The organism is Psychrobacillus antarcticus (assembly GCF_029533155.1).
Lineage (GTDB): Bacteria > Bacillota > Bacilli > Bacillales_A > Planococcaceae > Psychrobacillus > Psychrobacillus antarcticus.
This window is the reverse complement of the sequence record NZ_JAIZDB010000006.1, coordinates 76,883-97,318: the sequence shown is the minus strand read 5'-3', so window position 1 is coordinate 97,318 and position 20,436 is coordinate 76,883. Positions and strand designations below refer to the sequence as shown.

Annotated in this window: 20 protein-coding genes; 17 read left to right on the top strand and 3 right to left on the bottom strand. The window is 36.0% G+C overall.

Going from position 1 to position 20,436, the window contains the following annotated elements:
- Positions 1 to 56: 56 nt before the first annotated feature.
- The 4 genes from LDK52_RS04550 (at position 57) to LDK52_RS04535 (ending at position 3,787) form a co-directional block, all read left to right on the top strand.
- Positions 57 to 1,259 carry an MFS transporter gene (locus tag LDK52_RS04550; RefSeq protein ID WP_277584762.1) on the top strand — a complete coding sequence of 401 codons (1,203 nt, stop codon included), beginning with the start codon at positions 57 to 59 and terminating at the stop codon, positions 1,257 to 1,259.
- A 101-nt stretch (positions 1,260 to 1,360) separates the two neighbouring features.
- Positions 1,361 to 1,918, top strand: coding sequence for a DNA topology modulation protein (locus tag LDK52_RS04545; RefSeq protein WP_277584761.1), 558 nt, complete (start codon positions 1,361 to 1,363; stop codon positions 1,916 to 1,918).
- The gene (locus tag LDK52_RS04540; RefSeq protein ID WP_277584760.1) at positions 1,915 to 3,186 is read left to right on the top strand and encodes an acetyl-CoA hydrolase/transferase family protein; all 1,272 of its coding nucleotides are present in this window, start codon (positions 1,915 to 1,917) and stop codon (positions 3,184 to 3,186) included. Before LDK52_RS04545 ends, LDK52_RS04540 begins: the two co-directional genes overlap by 4 nt.
- Complete coding sequence (locus LDK52_RS04535) at positions 3,158 to 3,787, top strand: DNA-3-methyladenine glycosylase (protein WP_407081781.1); 630 nt, start codon at positions 3,158 to 3,160, stop codon at positions 3,785 to 3,787. Before LDK52_RS04540 ends, LDK52_RS04535 begins: the two co-directional genes overlap by 29 nt.
- 780 nt (positions 3,788 to 4,567) lie before the next feature.
- Here the strand turns inward: LDK52_RS04535 and LDK52_RS04530 are convergent.
- Both LDK52_RS04530 and hmpA read right to left on the bottom strand, forming a co-directional pair.
- Entirely contained in the window at positions 4,568 to 5,368 is an 801-nt protein-coding gene (locus LDK52_RS04530; RefSeq protein WP_277584759.1) for a GNAT family N-acetyltransferase, read from the bottom strand.
- Positions 5,369 to 5,532: 164 nt separating this feature from the next.
- The gene (hmpA, locus tag LDK52_RS04525; protein ID WP_277584758.1) at positions 5,533 to 6,720 is read right to left on the bottom strand and encodes an NO-inducible flavohemoprotein; all 1,188 of its coding nucleotides are present in this window, start codon (positions 6,718 to 6,720) and stop codon (positions 5,533 to 5,535) included.
- Between the two features lie 155 nt (positions 6,721 to 6,875).
- Here hmpA and LDK52_RS04520 point away from each other — a divergent pair, with 155 nt between their 5' ends.
- The 11 genes from LDK52_RS04520 (at position 6,876) to LDK52_RS04470 (ending at position 17,060) form a co-directional block, all read left to right on the top strand.
- Entirely contained in the window at positions 6,876 to 7,325 is a 450-nt protein-coding gene (locus tag LDK52_RS04520) for an RrF2 family transcriptional regulator (RefSeq protein ID WP_277584757.1), read from the top strand.
- A 38-nt stretch (positions 7,326 to 7,363) separates the two neighbouring features.
- Entirely contained in the window at positions 7,364 to 8,293 is a 930-nt protein-coding gene (locus LDK52_RS04515; RefSeq protein ID WP_277584756.1) for a manganese-dependent inorganic pyrophosphatase, read from the top strand.
- A gap of 182 nt (positions 8,294 to 8,475) precedes the next feature.
- Positions 8,476 to 9,123, top strand: a complete 648-nt coding sequence (locus LDK52_RS04510; RefSeq protein ID WP_277584755.1) for a DsbA family oxidoreductase — start codon at positions 8,476 to 8,478, stop codon at positions 9,121 to 9,123.
- Between the two features lie 899 nt (positions 9,124 to 10,022).
- A complete protein-coding gene (locus LDK52_RS04505; RefSeq protein ID WP_277584754.1) occupies positions 10,023 to 10,688 on the top strand; it encodes an HAD family hydrolase in 666 nt (221 codons plus the stop codon).
- 317 nt (positions 10,689 to 11,005) lie between these two features.
- Positions 11,006 to 13,009: an ABC transporter permease subunit gene (locus tag LDK52_RS04500; RefSeq protein WP_277584753.1), complete on the top strand. Its 2,004-nt coding sequence runs from the start codon at positions 11,006 to 11,008 to the stop codon at positions 13,007 to 13,009.
- 22 nt (positions 13,010 to 13,031) lie between these two features.
- Positions 13,032 to 13,232 carry a hypothetical protein gene (locus LDK52_RS04495; RefSeq protein ID WP_277584752.1) on the top strand — a complete coding sequence of 67 codons (201 nt, stop codon included), beginning with the start codon at positions 13,032 to 13,034 and terminating at the stop codon, positions 13,230 to 13,232.
- 411 nt (positions 13,233 to 13,643) lie between these two features.
- Complete coding sequence (locus LDK52_RS04490) at positions 13,644 to 14,153, top strand: RNA polymerase sigma factor (protein WP_277584751.1); 510 nt, start codon at positions 13,644 to 13,646, stop codon at positions 14,151 to 14,153.
- Positions 14,143 to 14,754, top strand: a complete 612-nt coding sequence (locus tag LDK52_RS04485; RefSeq protein WP_277584750.1) for an anti-sigma factor family protein — start codon at positions 14,143 to 14,145, stop codon at positions 14,752 to 14,754. Before LDK52_RS04490 ends, LDK52_RS04485 begins: the two co-directional genes overlap by 11 nt.
- Positions 14,755 to 14,937: 183 nt before the next feature.
- Positions 14,938 to 15,498 (top strand): NUDIX hydrolase, encoded by a 561-nt coding sequence (locus tag LDK52_RS04480; protein ID WP_277584749.1) that lies wholly within the window; start codon positions 14,938 to 14,940, stop codon positions 15,496 to 15,498.
- Between the two features lie 304 nt (positions 15,499 to 15,802).
- On the top strand, positions 15,803 to 15,961 hold the full coding sequence (locus tag LDK52_RS04475; RefSeq protein WP_277584748.1) for a hypothetical protein: 159 nt from the start codon (positions 15,803 to 15,805) through the stop codon (positions 15,959 to 15,961).
- Positions 15,962 to 16,175: 214 nt separating this feature from the next.
- Complete coding sequence (locus tag LDK52_RS04470; protein ID WP_277584747.1) at positions 16,176 to 17,060, top strand: DMT family transporter; 885 nt, start codon at positions 16,176 to 16,178, stop codon at positions 17,058 to 17,060.
- Between the two features lie 783 nt (positions 17,061 to 17,843).
- Here the strand turns inward: LDK52_RS04470 and LDK52_RS04465 are convergent.
- Entirely contained in the window at positions 17,844 to 18,197 is a 354-nt protein-coding gene (locus tag LDK52_RS04465) for a DUF2500 domain-containing protein (protein ID WP_277584746.1), read from the bottom strand.
- 98 nt (positions 18,198 to 18,295) lie between these two features.
- On the opposite strand from LDK52_RS04465, the gene LDK52_RS04460 reads away from it, so the two are divergent.
- Complete coding sequence (locus LDK52_RS04460; protein ID WP_277584745.1) at positions 18,296 to 19,828, top strand: FAD-dependent oxidoreductase; 1,533 nt, start codon at positions 18,296 to 18,298, stop codon at positions 19,826 to 19,828.
- Between the two features lie 142 nt (positions 19,829 to 19,970).
- Positions 19,971 to 20,432 carry a PadR family transcriptional regulator gene (locus LDK52_RS04455; protein ID WP_277584744.1) on the top strand — a complete coding sequence of 154 codons (462 nt, stop codon included), beginning with the start codon at positions 19,971 to 19,973 and terminating at the stop codon, positions 20,430 to 20,432.
- Positions 20,433 to 20,436 lie beyond the last annotated feature (4 nt).

Below are 20,436 nucleotides of genomic sequence, written 5' to 3'. Positions count from 1 at the left end.
TAAACAAGTAAACTAAAAACTTTACAGCTGTAAAGACAGGAGTGAAATCTAAAGTTATGAAAGAACAAAAAACGATATCCAAAAATAAACTATTGGGGATAGCAGGGCTTGCATGGATGTTCGATGCAATGGACGTTGGAATTCTATCATTTGTCATTGCAGCCTTAGCGATAGATTGGAATTTAACTCCAGGACAAATGGGATGGGTCGGAAGTGTCAATTCTATAGGGATGGCAGTAGGTGCCCTCGTATTTGGAGTGCTAGCAGATAAAGTCGGACGAAAGAAAATATTCATGATTACTCTTTTAATGTTTTCTATTGCAAGTGGATTATCCGCTCTTACAACGACACTTGCAGCATTTTTATTGTTAAGATTCTTTGTAGGAATGGGACTAGGAGGAGAACTTCCAGTAGCATCTACATTAGTTTCTGAGAGTGTGGAAGCGAAAGAACGTGGAAGAGTAGTTGTCCTATTAGAAAGTTTTTGGGCAGCAGGATGGATTATTTCTGCTCTCATTGCCTATTTTATTATTCCTAATTACGGTTGGAGACTTGCCTTAATTATCACAGCTTTACCAGCCTTTTATGCCATTTATTTACGTTTAAAATTACCTGATTCCCCGAAATTTACGGAAAAAAAATCGGAATCTAGAAGCATTATTCAAAACATGAGTGAAGTTTGGTCAAAGAAATATGCAAAGCGAACGCTAATGTTATGGATTGTATGGTTTACAGTTGTGTTTTCCTATTACGGAATGTTCCTATGGCTACCAAGTGTAATGGTCATTAAAGGATTCACCCTTATTAAAAGCTTTGAATACGTATTGATCATGACCATTGCTCAATTACCAGGTTATTTCTCTGCAGCGTGGTTAATCGAGAGGGCAGGGCGTAAATTTGTATTAGTTACTTATTTATTGGGAACTGCGGCTAGTGCGTTAGTATTTGGGTCTGCGGAAAGTACGGGATTACTAATGCTTTCTGGAATACTATTATCATTCTTTAACTTAGGGGCTTGGGGTGCATTATATGCATACTCACCTGAACAATATCCAACAGTTATTCGTGCAACTGGCTCTGGAATGGCGGCTGCAGTTGGGCGAGTGGGAGGAATATTAGGTCCGTTATTAGTTGGAACAATGGTAACAACTGGGTATGATATGGGTTTAATCTTTGGTATTTTCTGTGTTGCTATTGTGATTGGCGTACTAGCGGTAATATTCCTCGGTACAGAAACAAAACAAACAGAATTAGAATAGAATCAGAACCAGAACCTGTTCCTTGGGAGGAGCAGGTTTTTGTTTTGCCTCAGGATGAAAACATAGTAAAATGAAGAGTGGCAATACAAAGGGGGCAGAGGATGTATCAGTTAAAACATAAACGTATACTCATCATTGGTTCAAGCGGGGCAGGTAAATCTACATTATCCAAACGATTGTCTGATAGATGGGATTTGCCTTTAATCCATCTAGATGCACTCTTTTGGAACGAAGGTTGGGTTCCTACAGCAAAGCCAGAATTTCGCGAAAAGATTAAAGGGGAACTTAAAAAAGATAAATGGATCATAGATGGAAATTTTGACTCGACATTAGAGTTACGAGCATCCTATGCAGATTTGATCGTGTTTTTGGATTTCTCAAAAGTACTATGCACGTATAGAGTTTTCAAAAGGGCATGGATTTATCGCGGCAAAACACGTCCGGATATGGCACCGGGCTGTAAGGAAAAAATGGACGTGGAATTTGCTAAATGGGTATGGCGTTTTCCGAAGGATGTACGCCCACATACACTCGACATATTAAGAAAAGTAAAAAATACTGATATATGTATTTTACGAAATCCGAAAGAAGTTGAAGGATTTCTAATGACCGCACCAATTATTAAAAATATGGATCACCATAGGGGTATAACAACATGAATAACAAACATCTAACAGCGCAACAGGTAATTGATCTAATTCCTACTAATGCAGACATAATTCTTCCGCTAACGAATGGTGAACCACATAAATTATTGGATATTTTAGAGGATCAAGCACACCAATTAAATAATGTGAAAATACATCAATTACTCGCGTTACAATCTAGAAAGTATATGAATGCTGCTTTTCCAGGGCAACTACACCATGTTTCCTACTTTTTAAGTGGGGCAACCAGAAAGCAGTTCCAACAAGGATTAGTAGATTTAGTACCAAATCATTTTCATGAGATGCCGCGTATATTAAGAAGCTCTACAAATCTGTCAACGATTATGGCTGTAGCTTCACCGATGGACGAGTTCGGATACTTTTCTTTAGGGACACAGGCAGATATAGTGAGTGAATTTATCGGTACAGTGCCATTTATATTAGAAGTGAACCAGCATATGCCTCGCACTTTTGGTCAAAATCAAATCCATATTAGCCAAATTGCTGGATTTGTTGAAAATGATCGTCTTTTATTCGAGGATATTACAGCACCTATTGGCGAAAAGGACTTGAAAATCGCTGAATATGTGACAGAAACGATAAAAAATGGAGACACACTACAAATAGGAATTGGTTCTATTCCAAATGCAGTAGTGAGTTTATTAAAAAATCATCGTCATTTAGGTATTCATACAGAAATGTTCGTCGATGGAATTGTGGACTTAGTACAAGCGGGTGCCATCGATGGAACACAAAAGTTTACGAATAAAGGAAAGATTATTGCCACATTTGCACATGGATCGAAGAAAATGTATGATTTCCTTAATAATAATCCTGCTGTACAATTTTTACCTGTGAGCATTGTGAATGATCCACGAGAAATAGCTAAGGAGGAGCGTATTGTTTCTATTAACGCGACTACCGAGGTCGACTTATTTGGGCAATGTGCATCCGAAACAGTTGCTGGAAAGTACTATTCATCTACTGGAGGACAAGCAGACTTCGCCCGTGGTGTTCGTTTTGCTAAAGAAGGGAAAGGCTTTGTATGTATAACTTCTACAGCCAAAAATGATGAGATCTCACGTATAAAGCTAAGTCTTACTCCAGGCTCAGTAGTATCGACTTCTAAAAATGATGTCGATATGATTGTAACGGAATACGGTGTTGCTAAAATGTTTGGGAAACCAATTTCAGAGCGGGCGAAGCAGCTTATCTCTATTGCTCATCCGAAGTTTAGAGAAGAGCTAACATTTGAAGCGAAAAAAATGGGGTTTATTTAAGTTGAAACCAATCGATAATCGTTTTTTTCAGCAGCCAACTTTAGAACTTGCTCGTCAATTATTAGGGAATTATATTGTCCATGAGCATCCAAGTGGGTTGCTAATTGGAAAGATTGTTGAAACGGAAGCCTATATGGGACCAGATGACCGTGCAGCACATAGTTTTGGTAATAGAAAGACGAAGCGGACGGAGGTTATGTTTGGGGAGCCAGGTTTGATTTATACGTATCAAATGCATACTCATACACTCATCAATGTAGTTTCGGCACCTACTGGCATTCCTAATGCGATACTAATTCGTGCTGTGGAACCAGTGGAAGGCTTAGAGTTGATGAAGCAATTGCGGAACGGACTTCCGATGACACAGTGGACGAACGGACCGGGAAAGCTAACAAAAGCTATGGCTATCTCCATGGAACACTATGGTTCACATTGGACCGATAAGCCTTTGTATATGGCAGAAGGGAAGCAAGTAACATCTATATCAACTGGTCCAAGAATTGGCATTGAAAACAGTGGAGAGGCTATACATTACCCGTATCGATTTTGGGAGACAGACAATCCATTCGTATCAAAAACAAGAAAACCAAAGATGGCCTGAAATTAGATCAACTTTGGTTTTTTAAAAGAATGCATATAAAAATACAGCATGAACATTGGTTTACAGAACTTCTAAGAAAGATTAATGCTTCTGATTTCCGTTCCAGTCGGAGTACAAAGGCTAAGAGCGCCACCTCGTGTGGCAACGCCTTCGTGACCAACCTCCTGTTGGCCTCCGCGGGCGTTGCCTCAGCCTCCTCGCTGCGCTGCGGGGTCTTCACCTAACGCTATTCCCGCCGGAGTCGCCGACTTGCACTACAATCAATTAAGTGAGTAGTACTCAACTAGGAGATATTGCATAGACTCTCGCTTAGATAAGAAGAGTAGTCCGAGTTAATGTGAAATAAAACCGTCTGTTGAATTTAGGAATGAAATTGTGTAATGAAAGATGAAAAAAGTAGATTTCGTTTGTTACTAGTGGAGAAAAGAGAAATAGTCAGTGTTCTCTAAATAAAGAAGCGGAATTGCTAACGAAATTGCATCTTCGTTAGCTTCCTCTATTATTAGGATAGTATCTTTTCTCTAGTTACCCAAAAAATGAACTAACCCGTTTCTAAAAGTTGTAGAAGGGCGACGGACAGTTAATAGCCATAAGATTACCGAGAAAAAAAGATGCTGGTCGTGACTTCAGTCACGACCAGCATCTTTAAAAAATCAAACGGTAATTATATAGCAGTAGGTCTGTCCAAAGCCCTTCGAAAACAATAGAAACAGTTTTAAATCCTAAAGGATCGGGCGTTTTTTTACCTTGTTTTTCTTATTATGAAGTATATGCTTTTCCTTAAATTTGTTTCCCCATATAATATTCATCTACGAATTGGTCATGGATAATTAATGCGTTTTTTCGTGTGCCCTCTAATTCAAACCCAAGCTTTTTATAGAGCTTTTGAGCATTGATATTTTCTTTAATAACAGTAAGTTCTAGCTTAGAAATTCCAGATCCCTTTGCCCATTTCTCGCCTTGCAGCATGAGAGAAGAAGCAACTCCCTTATTAGAAAAGGTTTGCTTAACCCCGATAACTACAGATGCTCTATGTACAGCACGTGGAGCAGGGCCACCTATAAACTGTACAAACCCTGCGTATTGGCCGTTCACAATAGCTAAAAGTAAAATAGAATTAGGTGAAGTTTTCCATGTATTCATGCTTTTTCGGATACTTTGAACTGTTAATTGTCTATCAGATTTTCCGAATAACATAAAATCGGTTTCCGCAAAAATAGTTTCTTGTAAATTTATAAAAGGACGAGCATCCTCTAAATCCGCTTCACGAATAACAAGGATGTCCTGATTGTTATTATCATCAGGTTTTCGTTCATCGGTCTCATGTAAAACACTATGAAAATGAATTGCCTTTCCAAGATCCACACTTTTAACGGAATAACCCGAATCTGTCCATGCAAAATAGTGAAGTGCAGGTGGTTTCGTTTTTTTCCACCAACTACTACTTAAATAAGCTGCATTCGGAAGAACATGTCCAATAATTGCTTCGATTTCAACGAATGTTAATGTAATTTCTTTGTTAGTCGATTGTTTAAAAAAATCAGCCAACGGGATATATTTGCTCTCGGAATTTTTAGGCATTAGACATTTTCACTCATTTCTTCTCATGTTATGAATTATATCCTAATTATAACATTATTGTTGATAAGTAAACACAACTTAAAATCTATTCAAAAGTAAAATAATTCCTAAATTGAGAAAGTGTTACTTCATATAGAAGTAACACTTTTTATTAATTAAATTTATTAAGCGTTTGCCAATTCTAATTGTATTGCTGGCCCAAAGAATTCATAGTGAATTTTTTCGTTTGGAATTCCTATCTCCAACAAATAGTTGATCATAGCTTCCATAAATCCAACTGGTCCACATACATAAACATCGCCGTTTGCAATTGCATATTCTTTAAGAACGTCTTTCGTAATAAAACCATCGCCAATTTCAGAGTAAAGTGTTACATATTTTGCATCAACCATGTTTTCCATCAATGAGCGAATATCTTTGTCGAATGGATGTAAGTTTTCATTACGAGCACTATAGATAAATGATACAATGCGACTTGGGTTATTTTTTGCAACTGTTTCGAACATACTCATCATTGGCGTGATACCAACTCCACCACTTACGAAAGTAACAGGAGTTGTTTGTGATGAATCTAAAATGAAATCTCCAGCTGGTGCAGTAAGCTCTACTTTGTCTCCAACTTTCACGTTATTGTGAAGGTGAACCGATACTTTACCTTCCGGGTTCGCTTCATCCTCTTTTTTCACAGAAATACGGAAAGATTCATTGTCCGCAGCTTTTGATAAGCTATATTGTCTAATCATCATGTATTTTTCACCAGGGATACTTACTCGAACTGTGATAAATTGACCTGGCTCATAAGATGGCAATACGGAACCATCAGCAGCTTTCAGATAGAAAGAAGTGATGTTATCGCTTTCTTTTACTTTGTCAGCTATAACGAAGTCCTTGAAGAATCTCCAACCACCTTGTTTAGACTCAGTAGCAGTATACATTTCTTCCTCAATGCCAATAAATGCATCTGCGATTACTCCGTATGCCTCTGCCCAAGCATTAATAATATCATCCGTTGCAGCATCACCGAGTACTTCTTTAATTGCTTCAAGTAAATATTTCCCAACGATAGGATAATGTTCAGGTTTGATACCTAAACTTACATGTTTTTGACCAATTTGTTTTACAACAGGAATAATTGCAGCAAGATTATCAATATGAACAGCAGCAGCATACACAGTGTTTGCTAAAGCAGTTTGTTGACGTCCTTTTGCTTGGTTTGCATGATTGAATATATTTAATAGTTCTGGATGTGCTTCGAACATATTTTTGTAAAAAGCAGTAGTAATAGCTACACCGTGTACTTCTAAAACTGGTGCTGTAGATTTAACGATATCAATTGTTTTTTGAGATAACATTTATACACACTCCCTTTTCTTTTGGTTACAACCACAATATACTCCCTTATATTTTTAAAAGCAATATATAAAATACATCTTTAATAAATCAGACACATTTATACCATAATCTTTTCAATATCGTTATAATGAAATGGAAGAATGGCGGTGGCAATATGAGAATGACTATGTATACAGATTTCTCACTTCGCGTGTTAATATACCTTGGAGCACAAGAAAAAGATAAACTTTCTACTATTCAAGCGATATCAGATGCATATGGAATATCAAAAAACCATTTGATGAAAGTTACCCATGAACTCGGGAAACTCGGGTATATAGATACAGTTAGAGGAAGAGGTGGAGGTATCCGTTTAGCAATGGAGCCAGAAACTATTAATATAGGACAAGTCGTACGACATACAGAAGACGACTTTCATCTTGTCGAATGCTTTGATTGTCAAACGAATACTTGCGTTATTACACCGGTATGTGGATTACGGGCGACGCTACGCTTAGCGCTGAATGCCTATCTACAGGTGCTAGATGAATATACATTGGCAGATTTTCTACATCAAAAGCATAAACTAGCGGATATACTTTTCAATGACAATCAAGATGTATGATAAAATATAATCGGAAATAGATTTTAGGAGGATTATTCATGGAAAAAGTACTCGTTTTTGGGCATCAAAACCCAGATACAGACACAATTACATCAGCTATCGTTTATGCACACTTAAAGAATCAGGTTGGTGTGGAAGCAGAGGCAGTTCGTTTAGGTGTTGTAAATAATGAAACAAAATTTGCTTTAGAAAAATTCGGTTTTGAAGCACCGAGACTTATAATAAACGTATCCACCGAAGCGAAAAAGGTTATTTTAGTTGATCACAATGAAAAACAACAAAGCGCAGAAGGGATCGAAGAGGTTCAAGTAACAGAAGTAATCGATCATCACCGTATTGCAAACTTTGAAACGGCAGATCCACTTTACTACCGTGCAGAGCCAGTAGGTTGTACGGCCACGATTATCAATAAAATCTATAAAGAAAAAGACGTAGAAGTACCTGCAAACATTGCAGGATTAATGCTTTCTGCAATCGTTTCAGACACATTATTATTCAAATCACCTACTTGCACAGAGGAAGACATAGCTGCTGCAAGAGAATTAGAGAAAATTGCTGGAGTTAATGTAGAAGAGTACGGACTAGCCATGTTAAAAGCAGGAGCAGATTTAAGTGATAAGAGCTTAGTAGAGCTACTTACGCTAGATGCAAAAGAGTTTGGTATGGGTGATTCAAAAGTAATCATTGCGCAAGTAAACGCAGTAGATGTCAACGATGTGATGAATCGTCAAGCGGAATTAGAAGAGCTAATCACTCGTGAAATCCAAGAAAAAGAATTGGATCTATTCTTCTTTGTCGTAACAGATATTCTAAATAATGACTCAGTAGTACTAGCCTTAGGAAAACTAGCGTTAAAAGCTGAGGCAGCATTCAATGTGAAGTTTGAAAACAATACTGCCCTTCTAAAAGGCGTAGTGTCCCGTAAAAAACAAGTAGTACCAGCCTTAACAGAAGCATTAGCAGAATAAGAGATCTTGAAAAACGATGCATATTGCATCGTTTTTTTGTATGATATCTAGTACTTTACTTATCTATTATTGTGTTCGTACGTTGAACTTTTTATTAGTTTGAAAAAAGCATCTTAAAGCAAGGCAATAATTTTGAAATCAAGATTTGTTCCTATTACAATGTAGAGGAGGTGATGACGAAAATGAAAATTGAAATTTGGTCAGATTTTGTATGTCCTTTTTGTTATATTGGGAAAAGAAGATTAGAAGAAGCTTTAGAACAAACCGGTTTTACTTCACAAGCTCAAGTAGAATTTAAAAGCTTTGAATTAGACCCGAATACACCAAAACAATCAGATAAAAGTATGTATGAAATACTTGCAGAAAAATACGGTTCTACTGTGGAAGCTGCTAAAACGATGACTGCTGGAGTAGTAGAACAAGCAAAAACAGTTGGTCTTGAGTACAACTTTGAAGCAATGAAGCCAGCTAACACATTAGATGCACATCGTTTAGTTAAATGGGCATCTGCACAAGGTAAAGCAAAAGAGGCTAATGAGTTATTATTACATGCCTACTTTATCGAAGGAAAAGCAATTGGAAATAATGATGTGCTGCTTGATTTGATCGAATCACTTGATTTATCAAGAGAGGAAGCAGAGAGTGTCCTAAACTCCAAAGAATATTTAGCGGATGTGCGTATGGACATTGCTAAGGCTGGACAAATCGGAGTACGAGGTGTACCTTTCTTTGTGATAAACGACAAGTATGCTATTTCAGGAGCTCAACCAACGGATGCATTTGTTGGTGCTTTACAAAAAGTGGCGGAAGAAGAAGGACTACAAGCTTAAGAAATCATCAAGAAACGTGGAGCTCATTCTGAGCTAACTCGTTCAGTTGAGTGGTAAAAAACTCAAATTAAACACATAAACGGACTGTTAATTAACATACAATTAACAGTCCGTTTTTCATAGGTATATAGCGATTTCCACTGAATTAAATACCCTTTTAACACAACTAATAGCAACTAAATCATCCAAGTAACAATGGTTATTGTTACTATCGAGAGGGCTGATGCTTTAAGCACGGCAGAAAGCTATATTTTATCCATCGTTAAAGGCAAGAAGGATAAAACCTTTCTGGAGTCAGAGACCTTGGCACGTCACACATCGATATGATACGGCAACTCGGGAGACTCTACCGGTCTTTTCTTTTTTTTCTAGGAGAGTATGGTGTACAAGCGATAATAAGCAAGGAAACCAAATGCCGTTGTAGGGAGTCGGATAGCAGCGTAGTACCAATGAAGTTGGGTAATGCCGATGGAGGAAAGGCTGCTACCAAGTGATCACCCTTACTAGGGACACATTTACTACACACAGTGGTAGAGATAATAAATGTAAACTAAACTATTGAGGATAGCAGAGTCAGTGTGAATGATGATTTGGAGGAGCCGTGTGCGTGAATTGCGCAAGCACGGTTCTGTGAGGGGGGCCACAATCTACCGTTAGGTAGAGAGGTTCCCCTCTACTCGACTACTTCAAGAAGGAGTAAAGCCTTTTTTCTTATTGAACTAACGCCGCAGGTTAGTTTAACAAGGATTAAGAATAGTTGATGGCGATATTATTTAAATGACTCTGTTATAGAGAATGGGTGATTTTATATCTAGAGAATTATCTGCCTTAAGAAAAAGAATTACTAAATAATATTATGTTAAAATGTTTAGGTTACTATGAGTTTATAGGAGGGTATTATGGCTTTAAAATATAAATGTTTAATCTTAGACCACGATGATACAGCAGTAAAAAGCACACCAGATATACACTATCCATCATTTGTGGAGGCTCTTACAGACTTACGACCACATGATAAATCCATTACTTTTGAAGATTTTGTTAGAAACTGTTTCAATCCAGGATTTTCTTCTTTATGTAAAGACATTATTAAATTCACAGAGGAAGAACAAAGACATCAGCAAGTGGTATGGAAAAAATATACCGAATCAACTGTACCAGACTTCTATGAACTGTTTGTAGAGACTATTCAAGAATTTAAAAAACAAGGTGGAATTGTGACGGTTGTTTCTCATTCTGAGAGGAACCGAATTGAAAGAGATTATTCTATTCATTGTGGATTTATGCCAGACGCAATCTTTGGATGGGAACTTCCAGAACATCAGAGAAAACCACATCCATATCCAATCAAGGAAATTTTAAAACGCTTTAATCTTCGAGAAACTGAAGCACTCATGTTGGATGACCTAAAGCCTGGATTGGAGATGGCTAGAAGTTGTAATGTAGATTTTTCTGCTGCTGGATGGTCTCACAGTATTCCTGAAATCAAGGAACAAATGAAATTGGAATCTAAATATTACTTTGAAACAGTAGAACAATTTAATCAATTTATTTTGTGTAAATAAATGTGTGACACTTATTCAAGTAACGGGTGCTTTACTTCAAGAAGGAGTAAAGCCTTTTTTTTATTGAAGTAAAGCGGCAGTCTAGTTGAAGAAGGAACTTATCGATAATCGAAAAAGTGAAAATTTAAAGACAGACAGGAGCTAGATATGGGGACTGACAACTGGGGACTGACAACTGAATGACTAATATTGCTTCTTTTTATTAACTTCAAAATTAATTAAAATACACAATATTCAATTTAAAATGAAACTTCTCTCCAAATCTAACGTAAAAAAAATAAACAGAGAAATTTATACAAAGAATTAAGGGGGGAATTATGAAAAATTTAAGTTTGTCCATACAAAAGTATATCCTGGGTGTCGTTGGGATTATTTTATTAAGTTGTGTACCTATTCTCTTTACTCAAGGAAGTCTTTTCAATTTTAAACTGTTTTTTAAAGAGTTTATTAGTGTATGTACGGCTTTGATAACCCCATCTGAATGGCATCTCAATTACAAATCATTCAACAAATCATTAACAACAATAGAAACGATTCCATTTTCTCTAAGTAGTTACTTTGATGGGCCATATCTTTATTCTATGACAATACTTGTTCTTGCTTTATTATTTTCTCTATTCGCATCCTTTCTATTTGCTGTAATGACAGCAAGTAGCAAAGGAAATTTTAAAAAGCTTATGTCACGTGTTTCTGAACTTTTAACGGCCCTTCCTGATATCACATACATATATATTTTTCAAATTGCAGTTGTACAAGTTTATTTAATTACTGGCTATCGTTTTTTATCTTTTTATAGTTTAGGTGGGGAGAAGGTTTACGCAGCACCTATTCTCTGCTTAGCTGTCGTGCCGACTATCTTATTTTTTAAACTTTTCGTAGTCCTGTTCGCGGAAGAGATGGAGCAGCCTTATGTAGATCTTGCAAAATCTAAAGGGTTATCGAAAATGCAAATTTTGATTAGACATTGTACGTCGAATGTCTTAAAAAGTATCTTCCATCAATCAAAATCAATTGTCTGGCTTACATTGTCTTCCTTGTTAATCATTGAATATCTTTTTGGTATTCAAGGGATTCTCTACTATTTACGCAATGATTTTAGTCCACAGGGCATAACCTTTATATTAATTTCCATTTTCACGCCATTTTATATTTTTTATCAAATAGGAGAAAGAATGGTAAATAAGGGAGAAACAGAGCGAAGTGTTCTTTTTGAGAAAATGCATGTGCCTTTATTTGATAAAGAACAATGGAAATCTATCTTCCTAATGAAAAGTAAAAATAGTTTCAAGGTAAAACTTAATCCTTTTAATAATTTAATCTTTAATATTCCGCTGTTCATTTTATTATCCTTGTTAGCAATTAGCTTTGGCTATTTCTTTTTTTATGATGATCATATTGAACAGATTAATTTTGTCTATGATGGAGCAGGAAAAATTTTGAGTAGTGCTCCACACCCGCCATCTTCAAGCGTGATATTCGGAACGGACCCATATGGTTATTCTGTATTCCAACAACTGCTGGTTGGTATTAAGTATACAATTCTCGTGACATTGATTATTGCCACCATTCGTGTAGTAGCTGGATATATCTTTGGGGTTGTTTATGTTTTCTTTTTAAACGGAAAAGGCAGAAAAATTATCAACTCCATAGCTGATGGTATGCACTTTTTACCTTTGACATTGTTAGTGTATATTTTACTTTTACAGATCTTGACCACTTCTACAGGAGCTTGGGAAACAACTCTTGGGGAGAGATTGTTTATTCAAATAATGATCATGTCCCTTATTGTATTACCGGTAACAACTAGTCTCATTGGAAATGAAATGAATGATGCACTGAAAAAAGAATATGTACAAAGCTCGGTGGTGATGGGGGGCTCTCTAATTTGGATTATCAACAAGCATTTGAACCCTCAATTATGGAATAAGCTTTTATTGTACTGGACGCAGCATGTGGTTCAAGTTCTACAAATGTTTGTTCATTTAGGTATATTATCTCTTTTTGTTGGGGGTGCAAGAAGTTATCCGGACTCTCCTGGGCGTTTAGTTCCCGAAATATATGAGCTATCCGGTATGATTTCTATTTCAAGAGAAGTATTTACGACAAAGCAATATTGGATGATTATTCCTCCTATTTTAGTATTTATGTTATTAATTTATTGTTTTAATAAGATAGCAGAAGGGATCGCTACCAAAGATTCGAGAAAAATTCTGAAAAAGAAACAAAAAAGAAAGTCCTTAATGGTCAATGAAAAAACAGAAGATTTGACCCAAAAAACAATTTTGCCACGTGATTATAGTCGAGTTTATAATAGGCTTTAATTAAAGATGCATCAACTCATAATTGCAAAAATACTTTCAACCTCTAGGAAAAGCCATAGAAGTATTAGAAGGTCATTTAGAAGATAAATATCCAATGGATTCATGGGGAATTACAGATACAGACGACTTTAAAATAGAACCAGTTATAAATTTTCATGTAATTTTCGATAGTGAGCCAAAAGTAGTTTATGAATATACAGTTGAAGATATAGTGATAAGTTAAGTAAGTATGTGGACTGTATGAGGCACATCGGTAGAAGAAAGTGGAATTGAACCACAACATACAGAGTAATGATAAGAGTATGTGAAACACTTCACTTAAACTAACGGGTGCTTTACTTCAAGAAGGAGTAAAGCTTTTTTCTTATTAAACTAAAGAAGCAGTTTAGTTGAATAATGAATTTTTTCATTGAGGAAAAGAAGAGTCTAAGTTTTGAAAAAGGTTTGGTTTTGAGTACGAGAGAACCAAACCTTTTAATTATTAGTTAGTAAAATGCTATTTTCGTTATGAAAATGAATTACAAATCAAATAAAATAGAGTCTTTCAAAAAAACATTAAATTTCTTGTAACGAAAAACGTTTTAAATCTATATATAAGTATCCCAGTTAAAAATTTTGTGAGAGGAGGGGGGATTTGGAAGATTTAAGTGAAATTTATAAATCTTATGCAGATGAAGTTAAGCGGTTTCTTATTTGTTTAACGTCAAATGTGGATTTGGCTGAAGAATTGACACAAGAAACCTTTTATCAGGCGGTAAAGTCGTTTCATCGCTACAATGGCGAATGCAAAATATCCGTTTGGTTATGCCAAATTGCTAAACACTCCTATTACAACTATTTAAAAAAGGAGAAAAAATTTCATAGTACCAGTATAGAAAACATGATGCAAATAGGATTAGATGTCCCATCAAATAAGGATTTACCAGATGTTGCGGTAATAAAACGAAGTACACTGATTGCGATACATAAAGAAATTCATAGATTGCAAGAGCCTTATCGTGAAATCTTTTTACTCAGAGCATCTCTTCATCTGAGTTTTAAGGAAATCGGTGAAATATTTGATAAAAGTGAAAACTGGGCGAGAGTGACTTATTATCGTGCGAAATTAAAACTATCAGAAAGGATTGAACCACATGAATTGTAATATTATTAAAGATTTAATGCCATCTTACATTGACAGAATATGTAGTGAAGAAACTATAAAATTAGTTGAAGACCATATAGAACGTTGTGAAGAATGTAAGGTATGGTTAGACACTATGCAACAGCAAACAAATCTTTTTCAACAATTGCCAGAAGATATTGAGAAAGCCATTACACCGTTCAAAAAAATTAATAGAAAGCGACGTATTCAAGTATTTATAGCAATCGCCATTACTTTTATGGTGACAATAATAGGATTTTTTACAGTTCAAGAAGTTGGTGTTGTCAATCAAATCTTTTTCCCAAAGGAGACGGGTATTGTAAATATGACAATTGATACGGAAGAGTGGGAGAGCCTAAAGTTTAACGACCAAGATTTTATAATTTTCGATAGTATTTTTTGGGATAAAGAAATCATTAATGATGGTAATAGTGAATCGGATGTATTTTTAAGAGTAAAAGATGAAGATGGTAATGTACTTATTGATGAAATTCAAGTACCTGCTGGGAAAAGTGTGAAATTAGATGACTTGAAAAGAAATGAAAAATATTTCTTTGAAATCAAAGCACCTCGAGGCAGATTTTTTATTAATGCGACTTGAGAAACTACAACCCTTATTCAACTAACGGGTGATTTAGTTAAACAAATGGCTGCCTGTAGTGGTAGCTTTTTCTTATTGAACTAACAAAGCAGTTTAGTTGAAGAAGGAGTAACCCCCATTATTAGAGAATATATAAAGATATAGGTTGATTAAATTAAGAAACAGCAATAGTGGAGGGATATTATGGATAAATGGAAAACATTAAAATCAGAGTATATACATAAAAGTCCATTTGGGAATATAAGAAAAGATAAATGCAAGCTTCCAAATGGAATTGTGATTGACGATTATTATGTAAACGAATATTCTGATTGGGTAAATGCAGTAGTAATTACAAAGGAAAAACAAATTGTTCTTGTTGAACAGTATCGTTATGCAGGAAAAGACTTTTTCTTAGAAGTTCCTGCTGGAAAAAGAGAAGGAAATGAAACACATGAAGAAGGGTTAATTAGAGAGGTTAAGGAAGAAACAGGTTTTATTTCTTTGAGAAAACCAATTTTTTTGGGTGAATTCATGGTTAACCCAGCCACACAAAATAACAAAGTGATAACTTATCTAATGTTGGATGCATTTAAAGAATTTGAACAAGACTTAGATGATACAGAAGAGATAAATGTTAAGTTAGTTGATTTTGAAGAAATGGGAAATCTAATAAGAACAAATCAGATAAATACACAACTTTTTACTGCAAATGCTTATTTTATGGCTAAAGTTTTTCTAACTGAAAATCTATTGAAGATTTAATATTCCTTGTTCAACTAACGTGGTGCTTTAGCAAAATATGGCCATCATTCCGATGGTCTATTTTTATGTCCAAAAAATTAAGTTGATCTCAGATATGAATTGTGAAATGTTATTCTTAAACTAACGTAGGGGAGGTTATAAAGTGGTGGTAATCCCATTTATAAACATAAGCGAGGACTATTAAGAAGAAGTGAATTTCGGTATTATAACAAGTATATTTTTTTGGATTCCTTCTAATTTTAGTTGGACTTAGTTTTAAGGATACATATGATATGACAGCCATGTTAGGAGTCTAATTTTAGCGATGTGGGTAGCAATTGCTATACATGAACTTGTTCCTATCATTTTCGGATACTTGAGTGGCTTTGAATTTGATTTCTTTGCATTTGGACCAGTCCAAATTGAAAGAACAATAGTTGGAATCAAAATGAAAGAGAACAAATATTTGTCGATTTGTGTTTAACAACACTCCTATAAGCAAGATCACTGCAGTATGGAAAAGCCCATTAGTTAATTTAATTGGCAGTGCAGCATTTGAAGGTTCCTCAAGCAAATAAGCCTATTCGACCAACTTGGATTTTTATTTCCATTTCCATTCCATATTTCGACCGTAGCTGAAATGTTTAGAAGTTATAATAGATACAGATAGCTCAGTATAATATGTAAGGAGATAAAAAATGAATACTTTCAAATTTACATTGTTAATACTCTTAACGACATTTTTAATGGGTTCTTCTTTTGCAGTAGGTAAAATAGGTTTGTCTTATTCATCCCCGTTGTTATTAGCAGGATTACGCTTCACACTTGCTGGATTCATAATGGCAGTAAGTGTTATCATTTTAAAAAGACCGCACCCAGTATCTAAAGGAAACTGGATAAAGATGCTTATTATTGGTGCATTCCAAACAGCCGGTGTTATGGGTTGTATTTTCTTGAGTTTACGAACCATTACAGCTAGTGAATCCTCAATTCTTACATTCACTAATCCGTTACTTGTTGTTGTATTCGGTACCTTATTTTTAAAAACACGCTATAAATTTTATCAATGGATTGGGGTTCTTTTAGGGTTAGTAGGGGTAAGTATTGCAGTAGGTGCGCAAATTGAATTAAAGATTGGCGTTCTTTTCGGTATTCTTTCTGCTGTTTTTTGGGCAATTTCAACATTATTAGTTAAAAAATGGGGTTCACTTTTCAATACGTGGGTTCTATCCGCTTACCAGATGCTTTTTGGTGGATTACTACTTTTACTTGGCAGCTTTATTCTTGAAAAACCAGTCTTCATATTGAACAGTAATTCATTGTTCATTTTATTATGGTTAAGTATTATGTCTTCTATTGTTCAATTCGCCGTCTGGTATTATCTTTTACAAAAGGGGGATCCAGGAAAAACGAGTGCCTATTTATTTTTGGCACCTTTCTTCGGTGTATTATCTGGCTGGTTACTATTAGGGGAGACGTTATACCCTTCTATCATAGTTGGTGGCTTGTTTATTATTATTGGTATCTATCTTGTAAATAGAACTTTTCAGGAGAAAGATAACCTAGTTAAAAGAACTTTATAAATAAATGAATAGTTTGTTCTAAGCGTTCAAGCGCTTCTATGGCCCCTCATAGTGTACAGAAAAAAGAAAGGTATCCTAATCTGTCTTCTAAGGAGGGGTTTATCCTATTTATTATTGTTATTTTTATATTTGGACCTCCGAGGTATTATGTTGTACCAATTTTATCGATGATAATAGGTTGCGGTAGTGTGGAGTTTATCGGATATAAGCTTAGGAAAAAAGATGAATTTTGAATTTATTTTTTTGAACTAACGCGTGCGTTAGTGGAAGATTCAGATGTCGAAATAGTTATGGCTTAGTTCTCACTCAAGGAGAACTAAGCCATTTTATGCGTCAAAAATAAAGCTAATTGATTTGTTAATTGCGATGATAACTTAGATATCAATATATTGCGAATTCGAATGTAATTTTGTTCCACTCAACTGAACGGGTTACATGAGCCTGTACGCTTTTATTTAAGATTAAGATAAGTATATAAAAATACAGCTTGAACATATTTTCTTTTTTCTAAGTCACTGACTCCCTTAATTATTTTTAGAAAAACACGTCTACTTAGGTGGTTTTATATCCGAGTAGCCGATTATATAAAGTGGATCTAATTGATTGGAGCGCAGAGCGGCGACTCCCGTGGGAACAGCGCGAGTTGAAGACCCTGGACTGAGCGTAAGCGAGGGAAGCGGCTGAAGCGGCTGAAGCGGTGCCCACGGAAAGCGTCCTCTCGGAGCGAAAACCATTGGTATATCTGCGTTTTGTTATTAAAGGACCAGGCGTTTTTGCACGTTTTTATTTTCGTTCAAATGAGTGGTATCTCGTACCTTGAAAGGTCAATACACCAATATCATCCTCAGCTAGCATTCCATATTCGGTTCCACTAAGATGTAATTCCAAACGGTCTCCGCTATCAAATTGAAAAGTAACAAAGTAAGAAGTAGATGCCGAGCTATCACCTGCACCCCCACTTGTTTTAGTGCGTTTAGTCACTACTTGTGAAGGTACAGATAACGTAGGAGAATTATTGTTTTTACTCCACTGCTTTAAAGCGCTAATTATCGCGAAAATGATAAATCCAACTACTACTATAAAAATAATTCCAATAAATATAGGCACACCTGCAAAAAAGAACCCAAAACTATCCATATTAACACTCCTAACTAAAAGCTGTTTTTCTGTAATACGTAAAATGTTGAATAAAGTTTCATCAATAGATAGACACTGTAGAAAAAGGAGGAAATACATTGTCAGATCAAATTTTACCTACAGAATCAAAATCCTACTGGAAAGCAAGCAATGACTTTCCACTATTCCCTAAACTTACCGACCATATAGAAACGGATATTGTGATTGTTGGTGCTGGTCTTACAGGAATAACCGCAGCGTATTTATTGAGTAGTAGCGGACGAAAAGTGATTGTGGTAGAAGGGAGTCGGATATTAACAGGAACTACGGGATTCACAACTGCCAAGGTGACAGCGCAGCATGGCCCTATCTATCAGCAACTGATTACTACCTTTGGAGAAGAAAACGCACGGTTATACTATGATGCGAATACGGAGGCTAAAGAATTTATCAAACAAACGATTGAACAATTGGGCATACATTGTGACTATGAAACGCTGCCGGCTTATATTTACGCAGAGACCGATCCTGGTATAGAAATAGTGGAAAAGGAAATGGAAGCTTATAACACTTTAGGAATAGAGGGTGCAGCCTTAACGAAGGATACAGGGCTTCCATATACAGTGAAGCAAGCACTTAAGCTAGATGACCAAGGTCAGTTCCATCCCATAAAATATGCAAAGGCATTAATGGAAAAAGCGATAGAAAATGGTGTGCAATTTTTTGAAGAATCACGTGCGAAGACTGTTAAGTCCAACACAGTAGAACTGATGGAAGGTCAGCAAATCCGAGCAAATAAAATACTAGTATGCAGTCATTTCCCGTTTAATGACGGGAGTGGTTTATACTTTGCACGGATGCATTCAGAGCGTTCCTATGCTCTGGCTTCTATTGCACCACCTAACTATCCAAAGGGTATGTATATAAATGTGGAGAAGCCGATAAGATCTGTACGCACAGCTTTAGGTCAAGATGGAAAAAGGTATTTGTTATTAGGGGGAGAAGGTCATGTAACTGGTCGATTCGAAGGCGACACAAATGATAACGTTGAAACCCTTGCAGCTTTTGGACGAGAACAGTTTAAAGTGAAAAGTTACGACTACCGCTGGTCGGCTCAGGATTTAGTAACTTTAGATCAGCTACCTTATGTCGGTCAGATGACAGCAGGTATGAATGATGTATTAGTTGCTACAGGATATGCTAAATGGGGTATGACAAATAGTACGGTTGCGGGAAAAATAATGGCTGACCTTGTACTCGAAAAGGAAAATCGCTATATCGATTTGTATAGTCCAACCCGTTCTAAAATGAAAAAAGAAGATATCACCAGTTTTGCAAAGACAAATGCCAGTGTTGCGAAGGAGCTTGTTAAAGGAAAAACAGAGTTATTAGATTTGAAGCTTGAGGACTTGAAAAATGGTAGCGGCGATTTAATAATGCTAGATGGCAAAAAAGTCGGTGCTTACAAAGACGATCAAGGAAAAGTCTATTTAGTAAAACCGGCGTGCACGCATATGGGCTGTAATGTCTCCTTTAATAATGCAGAAAGCTCATGGGATTGCCCATGTCATGGTTCCAGATTTAGTTATAAGGGTGATGTACTAGAAGGACCAGCCTTTGAACCATTGGAAAAGGTTGAATACATCGACTGAAAGTAGTGGTATACAATTTTATCTATAATAGTTGAATCAAAAGAGGAGTTACCCAAATCGTATATTGGGTAACTCCTTTATTATTGTTTTTAATCGATATATCGTTTAAAATTATCGATATAGTAAGAAGGAGCTGATTTACATGAAAAGGAGAAGAGGGTTTGTTCAAATGGCAGTCTTGCACCTGCTAGAGGAAGCGCCGATGCATGGCTATCAGATAATGAAGGAATTAGAAATTAGATCGGGTGGAAATTATTCAGCAAGTGCGGGAACTGTGTACCCGGCACTTCAGGAAATGCATGAACAGGAAATGATTGAGCTAGAGCCTACATCCGAGAAAAAGACTTATTTCATTCAAGAAAAGGGAAAAGTTCGATTAAAGGAGTTCCGAATTCGTAAAGAAGGGGCGTTCTGGAGCAACTGGGAAGCTCGGTGGAGTTGGCAAAATTCCGAGGAAGCGACTCATTTGAAAGAGCTAATCGATTTGTGGGAGACTGAGCTGAGAACGGCGATTAGGCAAACACGGAGTACTCCTGAAAACTCCCAGAAACTAATTGCATTTATGAAAGAAATAACAGAACGATTAAAGAATGAAGATTATTAGGGGA